Raw genomic sequence first — 18,165 nt, 5'->3', positions numbered from 1 at the left:
AGGGGCCGGCTGTCCGTGCTCACCCCAGCAGCACGATCAGCGCCCCGGCGCCGCCCTGCGGCCCGGTGGCCTGGGCGAAGGCGATGACCTCCTCGCACTGCGCCAGCCAGCGCTGCGCCTTGACCTTCAGCACCGGCTTGCGCCCCGGCGAGCCGTGGCCCTTGCCGTGCACGACGCGCACGCAGCGCTGGCCGCGCTGCAGCGCCTCGCGCACGAAGCGCACCAGCGCGTCGCGGGCTTCGTCGCGGCGCAGGCCGTGCAGGTCGACCTCGGCCTGGATCGACCAGTGGCCGCGGCGGAGTTTGGTGACGACGTCGGGGCCGACGCCGAAGCGGCGGAAGGACAGGCCGTCGTCGGTCAGCAGCAGCGACTCGACGTCGACCTCGTCGGACAGCGTCGCGCGCAGCGCCTCGCGCTCGTCGGCCTCGCGCTGGCGCGGCAGCGGCGCCGGGCGGGCGCGGTGCACGTGGGCGCGGCCGTGCGGCCGCAGCGCATGCACCGGGCCGACGGCATGGGCGAAGGCGCGCCGCTGGGCCTCGGCCTCGGCGGCCTCGCGGCGTTCGCGCTCGGCGCGTTCGGCGGCTTCGCGCTCGCGCCGGGCGATGGCCTCGCGCAGCGCCTGCAGTTCCTTCAGGCTGGAGACCTTCACACCAGCCCCCGCTCGGCCATCGACACCACCTGGCCGCGGCCGACGACGAGGTGGTCGAGCACGCGCACGTCCAGCAGCTGCAGCGCCTGGCGCAGCGTCTGCGTCAGGAACTCGTCGGCGCGCGACGGTTCGGCGACGCCCGACGGGTGGTTGTGCGCCAGGATCACCGCGCCGGCGTTGAGCGCCAGCGCCCGGCGCGCCACTTCGCGCGGGTAGACGCTGGTCTGGGTCAGCGTGCCGTGGAACATCTCCTCCATCACGATCAGGCGGTGCTGGCTGTCGAGGAACAGCACCGCGAAGACCTCGTGCTCCCGGCCGGCCAGCTGCAGCGCGACGTAGTCCTTGACCTTGTCCGGCGAGTCGAACACCGGCGCGGCGCGCACCTTGGCGGCCAGCGCGCGGCGCGCCAGCTCCATCACCGCCAGCAGCTCGGCCTGCTTGGCCGGCCCCAGGCCCTTGACCCGGCCCAGCGTGGCCGGCGTCGCGGCCAGCAGCCCGCCGGCGCCGCCGCAGGCCGCGAGCACACGCTGCGCGAGCTCGAACACGCCCTCACCGGGCAGCCCGGTGCGCAGCAGCAGCGCCAGCAGCTCGCCGTCGGCGAGCGCGCCCGGGCCGCGCTGGAGCAGCTTCTCGCGCGGGCGCTGGTCGGCGGGCAGGTCCTTCAGGAGGGGCATGGGGCGGCTCTTACAATGGCCGCAACCAGTCTATCGTCAGCGACGTACCCCCAGTGACCACCGTCCAGTCCGGCTCCTTCCTGACCCTGCACTACCGGCTTGCCGGGCCCGACGGCGGCGACATCGTCAACACCTTCGGCGGCACGCCGGCGACGCTGACGATCGGCGCGGGCGACCTGTCGCCGGGCCTGGAGCAGGCGCTGATCGGCCTGGACGACGGCGCCGAGGCGCGTTTCGAGCTGCCGCCGGGCGCCGCCTTCGGCGAACGCAACCCGCAGCTGATGCAGCGCGTGAAGATGTCGCTGATGCGCGAGCTCGGCGACGAGGACACCGTCTACACCGTCGGTGACGTCGTCCAGTTCCCGACCCCCGACGGCCTGGGCAGCTACGCCGGCATGGTGCGCGAGGTCGGCGAGGACTGGCTGCTGTTCGATTTCAACCACCCGTTGGCCGGCCAGTCCGTGCACTTCGAGGTGCGCATCCTGGGAGTGCTGTGATGGCGGCGATCGAGGAACTGGTCCTGGCCGAACCGCGCGGCTTCTGCGCCGGCGTCGACCGCGCGATCGAGATCGTCGAGCGTGCGCTCGCCAGGTTCGGCGCGCCGATCTACGTGCGCCACGAGATCGTGCACAACACCTACGTCGTCAATGACCTGCGGGCCAAGGGCGCGATCTTCATCGAGGAGCTCGCCGAGGTGCCGCCCGGCGCGACGCTGGTCTTCAGCGCCCACGGCGTCAGCCAGGCGGTGCGCGAGGAGGCCGACCGCCGCGGCTTCAAGGTCTTCGACGCCACCTGCCCGCTGGTGACCAAGGTCCACGTCGAGGTCGCCAAGCTGGCGCGCGAGGGCTACGAGTTCATCATGATCGGCCACAAGGGGCACCCCGAGGTCGAGGGCACGATGGGCCAGCTCTCCGAGGGCATCTACCTCGTCGAGGACGCCGAGGACGTGCCGCGCGTGCAGCCGCGCGGCGACAAGCTCGCCGTCGTCACCCAGACCACGCTGTCGGTGGACGACGCCGCCGAGATCCTGGCCGCGGTGAAGGCGCGCTTCCCGCACGTGCGCGAGCCCAAGAAGCAGGACATCTGCTACGCGACGCAGAACCGCCAGGACGCCGTCAAGCTGATCGCGCCGGCGGTCGACGTCGTCATCGTCGTCGGCAGCCCGACCAGCAGCAACAGCAACCGCCTGCGCGAGCTGGCCGAGCGCCTGGGCACGCCGGCGCACATGGTCGACAGCGCCGCCGACCTGCAGGCGGCCTGGCTCGAGGGCCGCAGCCGCGTCGGCCTGACCGCCGGGGCCTCGGCGCCGGACATCCTCGTGCAGCAGGTCATCGCCCGGCTGCGCGAGCTGGGCGTGCTCAGCGTGCGCAACATGGACGGCGTCAAGGAGTCGGTGCGCTTCCCGCTGCCGCGCGGCCTGGGCGACCGCAGCATGGCCGGGCTCGACGCGCCGTCCGCGTCTGACTGAGATTCCCGCGCCATCCCCGACGACGGCGCCACGAGGGCGCCGTTCGCCTTTCTAGAATCACCCTCTCCGGAGGACCCATGCTCGACATCACCCTGCTGCGCCGCGACCTCGCGAGCGTCGTCGCCCGTCTCGAAAAGCGCCGCGCGCCGCAACCCTTCCTCGACGTCGAGCGCTTCACCGCGCTCGAGGCCGAACGCAAGCGCATCCAGACCCGCACCGAGGACCTGCAGGCGCGGCGCAACCAGCTGTCCAAGCAGATCGGCCAGGCCAAGGGCCGCGGCGAGGACGCCTCGGCGCTGATGGCCGAGGTCGGCGGCATCGGCGACGAGCAGAAGGCCGGCGCCGAACGGCTGGAGGCGATCCAGGCCGAGCTGCAGCAGATGCTGATGTCGATCCCGAACCTGCCGCAGGACAGCGTGCCGGTCGGCGCCGACGAGAGCGGCAACGTCGAGCTGCGCCGCTGGGGCACGCCGCGCACGTTCGAGTTCACGCCCAAGGACCACGTCGACGTCGGCCAGCCGCTGGGCCTGGACTTCGACACCGGCGCCAGGCTCGCCGGTGCGCGTTTCACCTTCCTGCGCGGCCCGGCCGCACGCCTGCATCGTGCGCTCGCCCAGTTCATGCTGGACACGCAGACCCAGGAGCACGGCTACACCGAGTGCTGGACGCCGTACATCGTCAACCGCGAGGTGCTCGAAGGCACCGGCCAGCTGCCGAAGTTCAAGGAGGACATGTTCTGGGTGCTGCGTGGCGGCGACGAGGAGCAGCGCGAGCAGTACCTGATCTCCACGTCGGAGATCCCGCTGACGAACACCGTGCGCGAACAGATCCTCGACGCCGCGGCGCTGCCGATCAAGCTGACGGCGCACAGCCCCTGCTTCCGCTCGGAAGCCGGCAGCGCCGGGCGCGACACGCGCGGCATGATCCGCCAGCACCAGTTCGACAAGGTCGAGATGGTGCAGATCGTGCGTCCCGAAGACAGCGACGCGGCGCTCGAGCAGATGGTCGGCCATGCCGAGGCCATCCTGCAGAAGCTGGAGCTGCCGTACCGCGTGATCACGCTGTGCAGTGGCGACATGGGCTTCGGTTCGGCCAAGACCTACGACCTGGAGGTCTGGCTGCCGGCGCAGGGCACCTACCGCGAGATCAGCTCGTGCAGCAACTGCGAGGCCTTCCAGGCGCGGCGCATGCAGGCGCGTTTCCGCAACGCCCAAGGCAAGACCGAGTTCGTGCACACGCTCAACGGCTCGGGTCTGGCGGTCGGCCGCGCGCTCGTCGCGGTGCTGGAGAACCACCAGCAGGCCGACGGTTCGATCCGCGTGCCGGCGGCCTTGCGGCCGTATCTAGGCGGCGCCGAAATCCTGCGCTAGAATGCGCGGCTTCGCTGACCCCAGCGAGACCACGCGAATACCAGGAAAGGTGGCAGAGTGGTCGAATGCGCCGGACTCGAAATCCGGTTCACGGGTCCTCCCGTGACGAGGGTTCGAATCCCTCCCTTTCCGCCAGAACAGTCCCTCACCGCCCCCGGCCGTGAGGGATTTTTCTTTTCGGGCCCGTCCACATGATCCTCCGCGAACGCCCGGTCGGCCCGCGCCTGTTCTTCGTGCTGCGCGGCTCGATCCTGCACCGCATCCTGGTGCCGCTGGCCGGCACGACGCTGACGGCCGTCGTCGTCACGCTGCTGCACGGCGAACTGCTGCACCACAAGATCACCGTCACGACGATCCCGTTCTCGCTGATCGGCATCGCGCTGGCGATCTTCCTCGGCTTTCGCAACAGCGCCGCCTACGACCGCTACTGGGAGGCGCGCAAGCTCTGGGGCGACGTCGTGCACCGCAGCCGCAGCCTGGCGCGCCAGGCGCGCTGCCTGGTGCGCGGCGCGGTGCCGGCGCAGGCTTCGCTGGGGCTGGACGACCTGCGTGTGCGCATCGTCTGGCGCACCGTCGCGCTGGCGCACGCGCTGCGCCACCATCTGCGCGACACGAAGCCAGAGCCTGAACTCGCGCGTTTCCTGACGCCGGCCGAATGGGCCGGGCTGCAGGCCGCGTCCAACGGCCCCGAATACCTGCTGCAGCGTTTGGGCGACGACCTGCGCCGCGGCCTGGACGAGGGCGCGCTCGACTCCATCGTCGCCTGCGAGATGGACCAGACGCTGGCCGCGTTCGCCGCCGCCTTCGCCGGCTGCGAGCGCATCAAGGGCACGCCGATCCCGTTCGCCTACTCGCTGCTGCTGCACCGCACGGCCTACCTGTACTGTTTCCTGCTGCCCTTCGGCCTGATCGACGCGCTGGGCTTCGTCACGCCGCTGGTCGTGGCCTTTGTCGCCTACACCTTCTTCGGCCTGGACGCCGTCGGCGACGAGATCGAGAACCCGTTCGGACACGGCTACAACGACCTGCCGCTGGACGCGATCTGCCGCACGATCGAGATCGGCCTGCGCGAGAGCCTGGGCGACGAGGGCATCCCGCCGCCGCTGCAGCCGGTGGACTTCTGGCTGCGCTGAGCGCCATGAAAAACGGGCCCCGCGGGGCCCGTCGTCGTCAGCCGGTTCCAGCCGCCGCTCAGGCGGCGAGGTCGAAGCGGTCGAGGTTCATCACCTTGGTCCACGCCGCGGCGAAGTCCTGCACGAACTTGCCGGCGTTGTCGTCGCTGGCGTAGACCTCCAGCAGCGCGCGCAGCTCGGAGTTCGAGCCGAAGACCAGGTCGGCGCGTGTCGCCGTCCACTTCAGCGCGCCGCTGGCGCGGTCGCGGCCTTCGTAGACGCCGGCCTCGGCCGCCGGGCCCCACTTCGTGCCCATGTCGAGCAGGTTGACGAAGAAGTCGGTCGACAGCGTGCCCGGGCGCTCGGTCAGCTGGCCGTGCGTGCTGCGGCCGGTGTTGGCACCGAGCACCCGCAGGCCGCCGACGAGCACCGTCATCTCCGGCGCCGTCAGCGTCAGCAGCTGGGCGCGGTCGAGCAGAAGCTCCTCGGCCGGTGCCTGGCTGTCGGCACGCTGGTAGTTGCGGAAGCCGTCGGCGCGCGGCTCGAGCACCGCGAAGGACTCGACGTCGGTCTGCTCCTGGCGGGCGTCGGTGCGGCCCGGGGCGAAGGCCACCGTCACCGGATGTCCGGCGCGGCGCGCGGCTTCCTCGACGGCGGCACTGCCGGCGAGCACGATCAGGTCGGCCGCCGAGATGCGCTTGCCGCCGGTCTGCGCGGCGTTGAAACGCTCGCGCACGCCGTCCAGCACCGCCAGCACCCGCGCCAGCTCGGCCGGTTCGTTGACGTCCCAGTCCTTCTGCGGCGCCAGACGGATGCGCGCGCCGTTGGCGCCGCCGCGTTTGTCCGAACCGCGGAAGGTCGAGGCCGAGGCCCAGGCGGTCTTCACCAGCTCGGCGACCGTCAGCCCCGAGGCCAGCACCTCGGCCTTGAGCTGTTCGATGTCGGCGGCGTCGACCAGCGCGTGGTCGACCGCGGGCACCGGGTCCTGCCAGATCAGGTTTTCGGCCGGCACCTCCGGGCCCAGGTAACGCGAGCGCGGCCCCATGTCGCGGTGCGTCAGCTTGAACCAGGCGCGGGCGAAGGCGTCGGCGAAGAGTTCCGGGTTCTGGTGGAAGCGGCGCGAGATCGGCTCGTAGACCGGGTCGAAACGCAGCGACAGGTCGGCCGTCGTCATCATCGGCCGGTGCTTGCGGCTGGGGTCGTGGGCGTCGGGGATCAGGTGCTCGGGCTTCACGTCCTTGGCGAGCCACTGCCAGGCGCCGGCCGGGCTCTTGACCAGCTCCCACTCGTAGCCGAAGAGCATGTCGAAGTAGCCCATGTCCCAGCGTGTCGGGTGGGGCTTCCAGGCGCCTTCGATGCCGCTGGTCGTGGTGTGCACGCCCTTGCCGCTGCCGAAGGCGTTCTGCCAGCCCAGGCCCATCTGCTCGATCGACGCGGCCTCGGGTTCGGGGCCGACCAGCGCGGCGTCGCCGGCGCCGTGCGCCTTGCCGAAGGTGTGGCCGCCGGCCACGAGCGCGACGGTCTCCTCGTCGTTCATCGCCATGCGGGCGAAGGTCTCGCGCACGTCGCGGCCCGAGGCCACCGGGTCGGGCTTGCCGTCCGGGCCTTCGGGGTTCACGTAGATCAGGCCCATCTGCACCGCGGCCAGCGGGTTGGCGAGCTCACGCTCGCCGCTGTAGCGGCTGTTGGGCTTGTCGCTGGTGGCCAGCCACTCGGCCTCGGCGCCCCAGTTGACGTCTTCCTCGGGCTCCCAGATGTCCGGGCGGCCGCCGCCGAAGCCGAAGGTCTTGAAGCCCATCGACTCCAGCGCGACGTTGCCGGCCAGGATCATCAGGTCGGCCCAGCTCAGCTGGTTGCCGTACTTCTTCTTGATCGGCCAGAGCAGGCGGCGCGCCTTGTCCAGGTTGCCGTTGTCGGGCCAGCTGTTCAGCGGCGCGAAGCGCTGGTTGCCGCGCCCGCCGCCGCCACGGCCGTCGGCGGTGCGGTAGGTGCCGGCGCTGTGCCAGGCCATGCGGATCATCAGGCCGCCGTAGTGGCCCCAGTCGGCCGGCCACCAGTCCTGCGAGTCGGTCATCAGCACGCGCAGGTCGTGTTTGACGGCGGCGTAGTCGAGCTTGCGGAACTCGGCCGCGTAGTCGAAGCCGGCGCCCATCGGGTCGGACTTGGCCGAGTGCTGGTGCAGGATCTTCAGGTTCAGCCGCTTCGGCCACCAGTCGGTGTTGGACCGCATCTGGGCCGTGACACGGGCGCCGTGTTCGGCGTGGAAGGGGCAGCGGGCTTCGGTGGACATCGGCAATCTCCTCGAGTCAGGTCTGAACGACGAGCATCAATTTAGTCAATCGCGCGAGCCAATGTGATTGCATTAGGCTATCTTGTCGATCGACGCCCGGGCGCCGGACTGCGCCACCAGCACCGCCAGCGCCGCTGACGCCAGCCGCGCGGTGGCGCCGTCGGCGCGGCTGGTCAGCGCGATCGGCACCCGCGCGCCGAGCACGATGCCGCTGCCCACCGCGCCGCCCAGGTATTCCAGCTGCTTCGCGAGGATGTTGCCCGACACGAGGTCGGGCACCACGAGGATGTCGGGGTTGCCGGCCACCGGCGAGACGATGCCCTTGGTGCGCGCGGCCTCGGCCGAGATCGCGTTGTCGAAGGCCAGCGGGCCGTCGACGATGGCGCCGCGGATCTGGCCGCGGTCGGCCATCTTGCACAGCGCCGCGGCGTCCAGCGTGCAGGCCATCTTCGGGTTGACGCCTTCGACGGCCGCCAGCACCGCCACCTTGGGCAGGTCGACGCCGAGCACCAGCGCCAGGTCGATCGCGTTCTGCACGATGTGCGCCTTGTCGTCGAGCGTCGGCGTGATGTTCATCGCCGCGTCGGTGACGAGCAGCGGCTTGTGGTACGCCGGCGCGTCGAAGCGGAAGACGTGCGAGATGCGGCGCCCGGTGCGCAGCTCGGGGCGCGACAGCACGGCCTTCATCACCTCGTCGGTGTGCAGGCTGCCCTTCATCAGCGCCTGCACCGCGCCGTCGGCGGCCATCGCGGCGGCGCGTTCGGCGGCGGCGTGGCTGTGGCGCACGTCCTCGATCTCGACGCCGGCCAGGTCCAGCCCGGCGGCGTCGGCGGTGGCGATCAGGCGGTCGCGCGGCGCCACCAGCACCGGCGTGAACAGGCCGTGGCGGGCGGCATCGAGCGCGCCGCGCAGCGACTCGGCGTCGCAGGGGTGCACGACGGCGCAGCGCAGCCCGGCGTGGCGCGCGGCCTGCTCGATCAGCGCGCGCACGCCGGCGGCGGCGTCGAAGACGTGCCAGCGCAGCCCGGTGGCCTTGCGCACCCGCTCCTTGTGGCGCGGCGCCTCGACGACGGCCTGCCCGTCCATCAGCAGCGTGCCGTCCTGGCGGCGCACGCTGCAGTCCAGCGTCACGCGGCCGCTGGCGGCGTCCTTGGCGCACACGGCGACCCGCACCTCCAGCACGTCGCCGGCGCGCGCCGTGGCGTGGAAGTCCATGCGCTGCGAGACGTAGCGTGTGCCCGGGCCGGGGAAGACGGTGCCGAGCACGGTCGACACCAGCGCGCCGCTCCACATGCCGTGCGCGGTGCGGCCGGCCAGGCCTTCCTCGCGCGCGAAGCGGTCGTCCAGGTGGGTGGGGTTCAGGTCGCCGGAGATCGCGGCGAAGCCGGCGATGTCGGCGTCGGTCAGGGCGCGGCGCATCGTCGCGCTGCGGCCGACGGCGAGTTCGTCGAAGGTGCTGTTCTCCAGCCACTCGTCGCGCAGGTCGATGTCCATCTGCCGTCCGACCGCGGCCGTGACGGGGCCGCCGGGAGCGAAGACTAACGCTGCCAGGCCATCACGGGGATCCAGGATCGCAACCGGCGGCCGTCGTGCACCCGTCGGTCCAGCCGCTGCGCCAGGCGCCAGGTCGTGTAGGGCAGGGCCGCGCGCAGGCGCAGGATCGCCATCGCGTCGTCGGCGGCCTCGGACACGATGACGATCTCGATCTCGACCTCCGTGTCGGCCCAGCGTCCCAGCAGGGCGTGAAGTTCATCGATGGTGCATTGGGTGCGCAGGCCGAAGACGACGATGCGCCATTCGGCGGGCACGAAAAAGGCATTCATGGCAAACCTGGCGTGCGTCCAGTGCACGCCGATGACCGAGCGTAGCGCGGGGCGCGCTGCCGTGCCGGATACCCGCCGGGGGGCGTCGTGCAATTGCACGCCGGGCTGGCGCTTGATCTGCCGCAACCTTGATCTGGTGGCGGGACGCCCGAACCGGGGGCAGGGACACTGCGCCCCCGCCGTGCGGCCAGGCCCCGGCTTCACCCTCGCGCTCCACGCGCTCCCAACCGCATCGATTTCCCGAGGAGTCGACCGACCCGATCATGTCCGAACAAGCCATCGTCCTCCATCCGCGAGCCGGCACCGCCGCCACCGACTCCCAGCCGGCCATCGTCGGCCAGCGTGTCGAGCTGCAGCTGCTGACCACGCTGCGCTGCAACCTGAAGTGCAGCTACTGCTCGATCGCCGAAGGCGACGTGCGCGAGTCGCAGGGCCACGTGGCCTACACGATGGACCAGCTCGACGCGTTCATCGCCCAGCAGCTCGCCGGCAAGGAGGTCTACGTCACGTTCTACGGCGGCGAGCCGACGCTGAACCGGCCGTTCATCGAGGCCGTGATGCAGCGCCACCCGCTGTTCCGCTTCCAGCTGCAGACCAACGGCACGCTGCTCGACGACCTCAGCCACCACGTGCTGCAGCGCCTGTCGAACGTGCTCGTGTCGATCGACGGCGGCCAGGAGGTGACCGACGGCTACCGCGGCAAGGGCATCTACAAGCAGATCCTGCGCAACGTCGGCGTCGTGCGCGACAGCCTGGGCGGCACGCTGACGGCCCGCGTGACCTGGTCCGACGAGACCATCAGCTTCGACGAGCTGGACCAACTGACGAAGGCCTTCGACTACGTCTACTTCCAGTTCGTCGCCGGCGACGCCTATGCCGGCCAGTCGGTCGAGCGCCGCAAGGCGGTGCTGACGCAGCTCGTCGAGCGTTTCTTCGCCGACAGCGACCGCGTCTACCCCTTCATCCCGCTGATGGGCGCGGTGCGCAACAAGCTGTTCCCGTCGCGCGCCGTCGAGCAGTGCGGCGGCGGCACGGCCTGCCGCGTGTCGACGCACATCCTCAACGTGATGCCCGACGGCCGCATCTTCGCCTGCCCGGACCTGATGCACCTGCCGGAGATGCAGACCGGCGACGTCGTCGGCAACTGGCTGCGCCGCAGCCCGCTGCAGCCCGACCCGAAGATGCCCTGCACGAGCTGCGAGGCGCAGAGCTGGTGCCGCGGCAACTGCATGAAGAACCTGTACCTCGGCTACGTGCGCGAGGACGGCGACTGGCGCAGCAAGGTCACCGACCCGATCTGCGAGCTGGTGCGCCACCTCGGCCGCGAGATCGACCGCCACGACGTCACGGGCTGGTTCGAGCAGCTGCCGCTGCCGCAGCGCCGCGTGCTGCTGGACTGCGAGGTCTACCAGTACGTCGAAGTCATGCCCTGACGGGCCGGCCCGCGCTGCAGAAAAAGAAAGCCGGTCGAGGCATCGGAGGCACCTCGACCGGCGAAGTCCGCCGCGCGGGTGCGCGGCGCCGTCAGAACCCGTCCCGGACGACGGCAGGGCGCAGGCGCCGGGGCGCGTGCGGTGCTGGGCCGGTGTCGAGGTGCCGACAGCGGCAACCTCGATGCAGTGATATTAATGATATTTGTGCTGCGTGAAAAGTGCTGTTTTCACGCTGGCGCACCGGGCGAAGCCTGGTTCCGTGCGGCGGCAACGAAAAAGGGCCCCGAAGGGCCCCTGGTGATGCCGCGGCCGCGGCGGGCGCGTGCTCAGGCGGCGGGCGCCGCCTCGGCGGCCTTCGCCGGGCGTGCGCGGCGCGGCTTCTTCGCCGGCGCCGCCTCGACCACCGCCGCCACTTCGGCGACCGCCTTGCGCACCCGGCGTGCCGCCGGCTTCACCGCCTCGGCGACGGCCTTCGTGCGCTTCTTGCCGACCGCCGCACGCGTCGCCTTGCGCGCCTTGGGCGTTCCGGCCGCGTCGGCCAGGCGCTCGGCGCCGCGCACCACGGTCGTCGACAGCTTCAGCGCGATCTTCGCGCCGGGCAGCGTCATCTTGGCCGCGGTGTGCAGGCCGTTGGCCAGCACCGTGTTGTCGACGCCGGCGGCCAGATCGGCCATCTTCGCGACCTGCGCGGCGGCGGTGTCGCCACCGAGGTCAACGAGCTTGACGGCGCGGTCGGCGACCTCGTCGATGCCCTTGTCGACCGTGCCGGCGACGGTGCCGCGCAACGCGTTCATCTTGTCGGTGGTGCGCGGCGCGATGCGGGCGGTGCGGGTGTAGACGCCCTTCTCGATCACGCCATCGACCAGGCCGACGAGGCGGTGGCCGCCGAAGCGGTAGGCCGCGACCGTCTTCTCGGCCGCGGCGCGGTAGTTCTCGATCGTCTTCAGCGTGACGCTGGCGAGGTCTTGAGTGGACATGTGCTGCCTCCGTGGATGGTGAATGGGCTTTGCCGACACCACCCAGTCTCGGCCTTGCGCCTAGAGAGCGCTCCCCAGGACGGCGGTCTTTCCTAGAGAGCGCTCTCCAGAGCGGGGGCGCGTCAGTGCGCCATCAGCACCGGCAGCGTCATCGAGCGCAGCACCGTGCGCGTGACGCCGCCCAGCACCAGCTCGCGCGCCCGGCTGTGGCCGTAGCAGCCCATCACCAGCAGGTCGGCGTCGGTGTCGGCGGCCACCGACAGCAGTGCCTCGCCGATGCCGGTGCCGGCCAGGCCGTGGCTGCGGATCGGCGCGGTGACGCCGCTGGCGCGCAGCCAGCGCTCGAGCGCCGCGACGCCGGTGCGCTCGTCGTCGCGCCGCGCCAGCGTGCAGGCGACGTGCACCTCCTCGGCCGCCAGCAGCCAGGGCCGGGCGGCGGCCACCGCACGCGCGGCCTCGGGCGTGGGTTTCCAGGCGATCAGCACGCGGCGCACCGGCGCGCCGAACTCGCCCTGCGCCGGCAGCACCAGCGCCGGCTTGCCGCTGTCGTGCACCAGCGTCGCGACCAGGCCGCGCGGCACCGGGCCGGCCTCGCGGTCGTCGGGGTCGTGCTGGCCGAGCACCAGCAGGTCGGCGAACAGCGCGTGCTCGACGACCGCGACCTCCAGCGTGTCGTGGCGGATCTCGAACCACTGCATCGGCACGCCGGAAACCGCTTCACGCTCGAACATCTCGCGCGCACGGGCGCGCAGCTGGCGGTCGGTCTCCTCGAGCAGCGAGGCGGCGGCATAGGCGCCTTCGGCCGCGGCGAAGGGCACGGCGACGATGGCCGGCAGCACCGCGAAGACCGCGGTCAGCTGGGCGCCGTGCTGGCGTGCGAGGCGGTGGGCCAGCGCGAGGCGGGTCGCCGAGCGCGGCGAGGCGTCGAGGTGGACGAGGATGCTCTTCATGGTGCGCTCCTGGCCCGGGTGGCGCCTGCCGCCCGCCCGGGCAGCGGGTGGGGGTGTCGCGGCCATGCTCCGCCGCGTGGCGGCGGGTGTCAAGGCGCCCGCTCAACCCGCGGGCGAACGTCCTCAGCCGCGCGGGACGCCCGGGTGGGCGTGGCGGCGCCAGGAGCGCTCGGCGGCGGGGCGCATGCCGGCGTCGGCGTCACCGTGCTCGGCGGCGGGCGGGCCGGCGTGGCGCCGCGGCCAGGCCAGCTGCGGCACCGGCGGCGCGGCGGGTTCGGGGTCGAACGGGTCGGTGACTCGGAGGGCGCACATCGGCTGCTCGGCGGCGGCGTGGCGACGGGCCACGGTGCCGGGCGCGATCCTCGCGAGCCGGTCGTCCGGCCGGGTTGACCGGCGGCAAGCGACGGCGTCGCAGGCGTCTCGTGGCCGCCGTCCGTGTCGGCTATGTCACGGGCGCGGCCAGCAGCGCGGGCCAGTCCGGCGCCTGGTCCGGCGTCACGCGCAGCGCCGCGGCGGCTTCGGCGGCGTCCAGCGGGTCGCCGGATCGCTGCTGCGCGGCGAGCACCGCCAGGTCGGCGTCCGAGGCGTCGTCGCCGCGCTGCCCGCGGGCGGCGACGCGGGCGCGCAGCGTCGCGTCGTCGGCGGCGAAGTCCAGCAGCACGAAGCGCGCGCCGCGTGCGGCGGCGAAGCGGCGTGCCGCGTCGCGGGCCGCACGGTGCAGGAAGGTCGCGTCGAGCACCACGACGAAGCCGCCGTCGAGCACCGCCCCGGCGGCGTCGAGCAGCCGGGCGTAGGTGGCGCTGCCGGCCTCGGCGCCGTACAGCCGCGTCTTCAGCGCGGCGTCGGGCCGCTCCAGCGGCTGCAGGCCGAACAGCCGCTTGCGCTCGACGTCGGCGCGCACGCGCAGCGCGCCTTCGCCCTCGACCAGCGGCTGGGTCAGCGTGGTCTTGCCGCTGCCCGACACGCCGTGCGTGACGAGCAGCACCGGCGCCGGCGCACGCGTGGCCTGCAGCGCCAGCGCGATGTAGCGCCGGGCCTCGGCCGCGGCGTCGGCCGGTGCACCCGGCTGCGCGGCGCGCAGCGCGGCGACCTTGGCGCGCACCAGCGCGCGGTGCACGAGGTAGTAGCGCAGCACGCGCGCCGCGTCGTAGTCGCCGCAGGCGGCCATCCAGCCGTCGACGAAGCGGTGGGCCAGCGCCGGCAGGCCGTGCGCGTGCAGGTCCATCGCCATGAAGGCCACCTCGCTGGCCACGTCGATCCAGCGGAAGTCCTCGTTGAACTCGATGCAGTCGAAGACCGTCGTGCGGCCGTCGATCTCGACGACGTTGCCCAGGTGCAGGTCGCCGTGGCACTCGCGCACGCGGCCGGCGGCCAGGCGCGCAGCGAACACCGGCTGCAGCCGCGCGAACTGCCGCGTCTGCCAGGCGCGCAGCTCGCCCAGCGCGGCAGTGGCCGGCGCCGCGGCCGCCAGCGTGTCGAGCACGTCCAGGCTGTCCACCAGCGGCGCGCGCACGCGCTCGGGGTGGCCGAACTCGCCGTCGGCGGGCGCGACGGCGGCGCCGGCGTGGAACCGCGCCAGCACCGCCACCAGCGCGTCCACCTGCGCCGCGCCCAGCGCGCCGCGTGCGGCCAGGCGGTCCCAGAGCCCGTCCTGGGCGAAGGCACGCATGCGCAGCGCCCAGTCCAGCGCCTCGCCGTCGCCGCCCAGGCGCGGCGCCTCGGGCGTGCCGGTCACGGCGACGACGTCCAGGTACAGCTCGGGCGCCAGGCGCCGGTTCAGCGCCAGCTCGGCGTCGCAGAAGCGGCGGCGGCGCTCGCGTGTCGTGTAGTCGAGGAATCCCGGCGCGATCGGCTTCTTGAACTTCCAGGCGTGCTCGGCGCTGACGAGCACGCGCGAGACATGGGTCTCGAAGGCCTGCACCGGGCCCTGCGCCGCCAGCGCCTGGGCCAGCCGCGCGACGAGGCGCGCCTGGGCCGGATCGTCGAGTTCGGCAGCCGCCATCATCGACGCGCGGCGCGCTGCTCGACGAGTTCGGCGGCCATCTGCGCGCCCAGCGCCGCCGGACGCACGCGCTCCAGCGTCGCGCCGCTGAGATCGAACTGGCGCTCGACGGTGTGGCGCGGCGCCCCGATGCGCGGCCGGCCGTCGGCGGCCTGCAGCAGCGGGTACTCGCGCAGCCGGGCGACCAGCGCGCCGGCCTCGGTGTCGGCGAAGACCGTGGTCTCGACGATGCGCACGCAGCCGGCGTCCTCGGCCCGGGCGATCACCGCGCGCACGGTGGTGGCCGGGTCGTCGGCGGCCACACGCGCGACCAGCGGCAGCGCCGTCTCGCCGCGCTCGCCCAGCACCTGCGCGACACGCTGGTTGAACGCCAGGTTGATGCCGTCCCACTGGCGCGCGGCCTCGGTGTCGGCGGCGTCGACGTGGCGGCCCTGGCCGAAGACCAGCGTGCAGTCGGCCGCCGCGGGCCGGGGCAGGGCGGCGGTGCAGGCCAGGACGAGCAGGGGCAGCAGCGGACGGTGCGGGTGCGGCACGGCGGCGAAGGCGGGCGGATGCGGTCATGCTAGCGCCGCAGACACGTTTCTTTGCGTGCCCGTGCGGCGCCGCGGTCAACGGCGCCGGTGGGCGCCGCATTGAAACGCAGGCGGCATCCGCCGCCGTGCCACCCGAGGAGTGCCCCGATGAACAGGTTCGTGTCCGTGCTCGCGCTGGCTGCCGCCGCGTCGCTGTCGGTCCCGGCGTTGGCCCAGCCGGCCGGCGGCGAGCGCCGCGAGGCGATGAAGGAGCGCTGGGAGTCGATGTCGCCCGAGCAGCAGGCGCGGGCCCGCGAGAAGCTGCGTGATCGCTGGCAGCAGATGAGCCCCGAGGAACGTGCCGCGGCGAAGAAGCGCCTGGCCGAGCGCCGTGGCGGCGCGCGTGCGGCGCCGCCCGCCTCGGCGCCCGCCGGCTCCTGACCCCGCCCGCGGCCCGGGCGCCGCGGGCCGCGGGCTTGCGGCGTCTTCGAGCGCAGGCAAAATGCCCCGCTTCATGACGCGCCTGCCGACACGCCTTGCCACCTGCCTCGTCGGCCTTGCCGTCGCCGGGTGCGCCACGCGTTCCGTCGACGTGCGGCCGCAGCCGGTGGACCCGGCCGACTTCGCCGCCTGGGACTGCGTGCGCCTGGCCGACGAGAGCGACGCCGTGCAGCAGCGTGCCGCCGATGTCGCCTATGCCGTCGACGACATCGCCGGGCGCAACATCGTCGCGCTGGGCGTCGGCGTCAGCATCTTCTGGCCGGCGCTGTTCGCGCTGCGCCCCAATGGCCACGAGGCCGGCGAGCTGGCGCAGCTCCAGGGGCGCTACGAGGCGATGAAGACCGCGGCGCATCGCCAGGGCTGCGCGCACACCGACGAGCTGCCGCCCGAGCGCCTGGCGGCGCTGCCGATCGCTTCCGGCGACCGCCTCGTCTACGAGGAGCGCACCAGCGCCCGCGGGGCTTCCGGCGAGTGGGCGCTGCAGGTGATGTCGCTGCGCCGCGACGTCTTCGAGTTCCGCGTCAGCCAGACCGGCCCGTCGCGGCCCTGGCGCCAGGACCCGCTGGGCAACGTCGTCGCCGCGCCGGCCGGCGAGCTCGCGTGGCAGCGCCTGTTCCGCCGCGACATCGCGCTCGGCGACGTGCTCGCCGGCGAGCTGCGCATCTCCGGCGACCCGTATGCCCGCGCGCTGGTGCGCGGTCAGGTCGTGGCCACCGGACGGCAGACCATCGCCGGCCGCGCTTTCGACGTCGCCGTCGTCGAGCTCTTCGGCGACGCGCAGAACGGCGAGTTCAGCTCGCGCCTGGAAGGCGCCATCGTCGTCGACCGCAGCAGCGGCCTGCTGGTGCGCCTGGACCTGCGCAGCGCGACGCCGGGCTTCCGCCTCGAACGCCGCCTCGTGCGCGTGCAGCCGGCCACGCCCTGAGCGGCCGGCGCCGCCGGAGGCGGCGACAAGCTTCTTTACCCGCCCGGCACCGCGCCGACACGGGGCCCCGGCACAGTGGATCCCATGCCGTCATCCACTCTGCCGAAAGCTGCCGCGATGAAGCCCACCTCCCGTTTCCCGCTCCCGAGCGCCCTGCGAACCCTGGCCTGCGCCGCGCTGCTCGGCGCCGGCATCGCCGCCGTCGCCGCGCCGCCCGGCGGTGCCCATCCGGTGTCGATGGCCGGCGGCCCGATGGGCGGGCCCGGCATGGACCGCGCCGGCGGCCTGCCCTGGCTCGGCCACCCGGCGATGCTGCAGCGCCTGCTCGACGAGGTCGACGCGACCACCGCGCAGCGCCGCCAGATCCGCGAGATCGTCGGCTCGGCGCAGGACGACCTGTCGCGCCAGCGCGCCGACGCCCGCCGCCTGGGCGAGCAGTTCGCGGAACTTTTCGTCCAGCCGACGGTCGATCCGAAAGCCGTCGAGGCGCTGCGCCAGAAGATGCTGGCCCTGCATGACCAGTCCAGCCAGCGTTCGACGCAGGCCATGCTCGAGGTCAGCCGCGTGCTGAGCGTCGAGCAGCGCCAGCAGATCGCCGACACGATGAAGGAACGCCGCGAGGCGATGGACAACCGCCGCGGCCGCAGCGATCCGCCGCGGCGCTGACAGCCCTTCCTGCCATCGTTATCCTTTTCCTCCTGTGGCTTTGACATGAAGCCTTCGCCCCGCGGCCTCGGCCCCGGGGCTCTTTTCGTTCGAGAACGCCCCGTGACGAGCCGACTGCTGCTGATCGACGACGACTCCCGCCTGACCACGATGGTCGGCGACTACCTGCGCCGCAACGGTTTCGAGGTCGACACCGCCGGCTCGCTGGCCGCCGGGCGCGAACAGCTGCGCCATCGCGCCTACGACGCGCTGCTGCTGGACCTGATGCTGCCCGACGGCGACGGCCTGGATCTCACGCGCGAGCTGCGTTCGGACGCGCGCACGCGCCGCCTGCCGCTGCTGATGCTGACCGCGCGCGGCGAGCCGATGGACCGCATCGTCGGCCTGGAGCTCGGCGCCGACGACTACCTGCCCAAGCCCTTCGAGCCGCGCGAGCTGCTGGCGCGCGTGAAGGCGCTGCTGCGCCGCGCCGCGCCCGAGCCCGCCGGCGACGAGGTGCTGCGCTTCGGCCGCCTGGAGGTCGACCTCGGCGCGCGCCAGGCCCGCCTGGACGGCCAGCCCTGCGACCTGACCAGCCACCAGTTCGACCTGCTCGTCGTGCTGGCGCAGAGCCCGGGGCGCGTGCTGTCGCGCGACCAGATCATGGACGCGCTGAAGGGCCATCCGCTGGAGGCCTTCGACCGCAGCATCGACGTGCACATCTCGCGCATCCGTGCGGTCATCGAGGACGACCCGAAGAACCCGAAACGCGTGCTGACGGTGCGCGGCGCGGGCTACGTCTTCGCCAAGAAGCAGGACGCCGAATGAGCGCCG

19 protein-coding genes and 1 tRNA gene are annotated in these 18,165 nt (G+C 72.9%); 10 read left to right on the top strand and 10 right to left on the bottom strand.

The features are described 5' to 3' along the window. Window positions 1–19: 19 nt before the first annotated feature. Window positions 20–649: a Smr/MutS family protein gene (locus RBXJA2T_RS18245; protein ID WP_009858906.1), complete on the bottom strand. Its 630-nt coding sequence runs from the start codon at window positions 647–649 to the stop codon at window positions 20–22. Beyond that, on the bottom strand, window positions 646–1,323 hold the full coding sequence (gene radC, locus RBXJA2T_RS18240; RefSeq protein WP_009858905.1) for a RadC family protein: 678 nt from the start codon (window positions 1,321–1,323) through the stop codon (window positions 646–648). Before radC ends, RBXJA2T_RS18245 begins: the two co-directional genes overlap by 4 nt. A 53-nt stretch (window positions 1,324–1,376) precedes the next feature. On the opposite strand from radC, the gene RBXJA2T_RS18235 reads away from it, so the two are divergent. The 5 genes from RBXJA2T_RS18235 to RBXJA2T_RS18215 all read left to right on the top strand — a co-directional run bounded on the left by RBXJA2T_RS18235 (window position 1,377) and on the right by RBXJA2T_RS18215 (window position 5,294). Continuing rightward, window positions 1,377–1,820, top strand: a complete 444-nt coding sequence (locus tag RBXJA2T_RS18235) for an FKBP-type peptidyl-prolyl cis-trans isomerase (protein WP_009858904.1) — start codon at window positions 1,377–1,379, stop codon at window positions 1,818–1,820. Beyond that, on the top strand, window positions 1,820–2,791 hold the full coding sequence (gene ispH, locus RBXJA2T_RS18230) for a 4-hydroxy-3-methylbut-2-enyl diphosphate reductase (RefSeq protein WP_009858903.1): 972 nt from the start codon (window positions 1,820–1,822) through the stop codon (window positions 2,789–2,791). Before RBXJA2T_RS18235 ends, ispH begins: the two co-directional genes overlap by 1 nt. 77 nt (window positions 2,792–2,868) lie before the next feature. After that, complete coding sequence (gene serS / locus RBXJA2T_RS18225; protein WP_009858902.1) at window positions 2,869–4,161, top strand: serine--tRNA ligase; 1,293 nt, start codon at window positions 2,869–2,871, stop codon at window positions 4,159–4,161. 43 nt (window positions 4,162–4,204) lie between these two features. Beyond that, a tRNA-Ser gene (locus tag RBXJA2T_RS18220) sits at window positions 4,205–4,296 on the top strand. A gap of 56 nt (window positions 4,297–4,352) precedes the next feature. After that, a complete protein-coding gene (locus RBXJA2T_RS18215; RefSeq protein WP_009858901.1) occupies window positions 4,353–5,294 on the top strand; it encodes a bestrophin family protein in 942 nt (313 codons plus the stop codon). Between the two features lie 58 nt (window positions 5,295–5,352). On the opposite strand, the gene katG is transcribed toward RBXJA2T_RS18215, so the two are convergent. The 3 genes from katG to RBXJA2T_RS18200 form a co-directional block, all read right to left on the bottom strand. Next, complete coding sequence (katG, locus tag RBXJA2T_RS18210) at window positions 5,353–7,563, bottom strand: catalase/peroxidase HPI (RefSeq protein ID WP_009858900.1); 2,211 nt, start codon at window positions 7,561–7,563, stop codon at window positions 5,353–5,355. Between the two features lie 72 nt (window positions 7,564–7,635). Continuing rightward, window positions 7,636–9,057, bottom strand: a complete 1,422-nt coding sequence (locus tag RBXJA2T_RS18205; protein WP_009858899.1) for a bifunctional enoyl-CoA hydratase/phosphate acetyltransferase — start codon at window positions 9,055–9,057, stop codon at window positions 7,636–7,638. Window positions 9,058–9,101: 44 nt separating this feature from the next. Beyond that, window positions 9,102–9,512 carry a hypothetical protein gene (locus tag RBXJA2T_RS18200; protein ID WP_138938930.1) on the bottom strand — a complete coding sequence of 137 codons (411 nt, stop codon included), beginning with the start codon at window positions 9,510–9,512 and terminating at the stop codon, window positions 9,102–9,104. A 137-nt stretch (window positions 9,513–9,649) separates the two neighbouring features. Between RBXJA2T_RS18200 and RBXJA2T_RS18195 the strand changes: the two genes are divergently transcribed. Beyond that, complete coding sequence (locus RBXJA2T_RS18195) at window positions 9,650–10,819, top strand: radical SAM/SPASM domain-containing protein (RefSeq protein WP_009858897.1); 1,170 nt, start codon at window positions 9,650–9,652, stop codon at window positions 10,817–10,819. Between the two features lie 326 nt (window positions 10,820–11,145). Here the strand turns inward: RBXJA2T_RS18195 and RBXJA2T_RS20985 are convergent, their stop codons facing one another. The 5 genes from RBXJA2T_RS20985 to RBXJA2T_RS18170 form a co-directional block, all read right to left on the bottom strand. Further along, entirely contained in the window at window positions 11,146–11,796 is a 651-nt protein-coding gene (locus RBXJA2T_RS20985) for a hypothetical protein (protein ID WP_009858896.1), read from the bottom strand. Window positions 11,797–11,918: 122 nt separating this feature from the next. After that, complete coding sequence (locus RBXJA2T_RS18185) at window positions 11,919–12,746, bottom strand: universal stress protein (protein WP_009858895.1); 828 nt, start codon at window positions 12,744–12,746, stop codon at window positions 11,919–11,921. 123 nt (window positions 12,747–12,869) lie between these two features. Then, window positions 12,870–13,091, bottom strand: coding sequence for a hypothetical protein (locus RBXJA2T_RS18180; protein ID WP_009858894.1), 222 nt, complete (start codon window positions 13,089–13,091; stop codon window positions 12,870–12,872). 97 nt (window positions 13,092–13,188) lie between these two features. Beyond that, window positions 13,189–14,751, bottom strand: a complete 1,563-nt coding sequence (locus RBXJA2T_RS18175) for a bifunctional aminoglycoside phosphotransferase/ATP-binding protein (protein WP_009858893.1) — start codon at window positions 14,749–14,751, stop codon at window positions 13,189–13,191. Next, the gene (locus RBXJA2T_RS18170; protein ID WP_009858892.1) at window positions 14,748–15,281 is read right to left on the bottom strand and encodes a hypothetical protein; all 534 of its coding nucleotides are present in this window, start codon (window positions 15,279–15,281) and stop codon (window positions 14,748–14,750) included. The genes RBXJA2T_RS18175 and RBXJA2T_RS18170 overlap by 4 nt, the downstream gene beginning before the upstream one ends. 147 nt (window positions 15,282–15,428) lie before the next feature. Between RBXJA2T_RS18170 and RBXJA2T_RS18165 the strand changes: the two genes are divergently transcribed. The 4 genes from RBXJA2T_RS18165 to RBXJA2T_RS18150 all read left to right on the top strand — a co-directional run bounded on the left by RBXJA2T_RS18165 (window position 15,429) and on the right by RBXJA2T_RS18150 (window position 18,159). Then, on the top strand, window positions 15,429–15,701 hold the full coding sequence (locus tag RBXJA2T_RS18165; RefSeq protein ID WP_009858891.1) for a DUF3106 domain-containing protein: 273 nt from the start codon (window positions 15,429–15,431) through the stop codon (window positions 15,699–15,701). Window positions 15,702–15,774: 73 nt separating this feature from the next. After that, a complete protein-coding gene (locus RBXJA2T_RS18160; protein ID WP_138938932.1) occupies window positions 15,775–16,686 on the top strand; it encodes a Clp protease/crotonase-like domain-containing protein in 912 nt (303 codons plus the stop codon). Between the two features lie 117 nt (window positions 16,687–16,803). Beyond that, window positions 16,804–17,352, top strand: a complete 549-nt coding sequence (locus tag RBXJA2T_RS18155; RefSeq protein WP_009858889.1) for a Spy/CpxP family protein refolding chaperone — start codon at window positions 16,804–16,806, stop codon at window positions 17,350–17,352. A gap of 102 nt (window positions 17,353–17,454) precedes the next feature. After that, window positions 17,455–18,159, top strand: coding sequence for a response regulator (locus RBXJA2T_RS18150; protein ID WP_009858888.1), 705 nt, complete (start codon window positions 17,455–17,457; stop codon window positions 18,157–18,159). The last annotated feature ends 6 nt before the right edge of the window (window positions 18,160–18,165 follow it).

Origin of the sequence: Rubrivivax benzoatilyticus JA2 = ATCC BAA-35 (genome assembly GCF_000190375.1) — a bacterium.
GTDB lineage: Bacteria > Pseudomonadota > Gammaproteobacteria > Burkholderiales > Burkholderiaceae_C > Rubrivivax > Rubrivivax benzoatilyticus.
The sequence above is the reverse complement of the archived record's forward strand: the minus strand, read 5'-3'. Positions and strand labels throughout refer to the sequence as shown.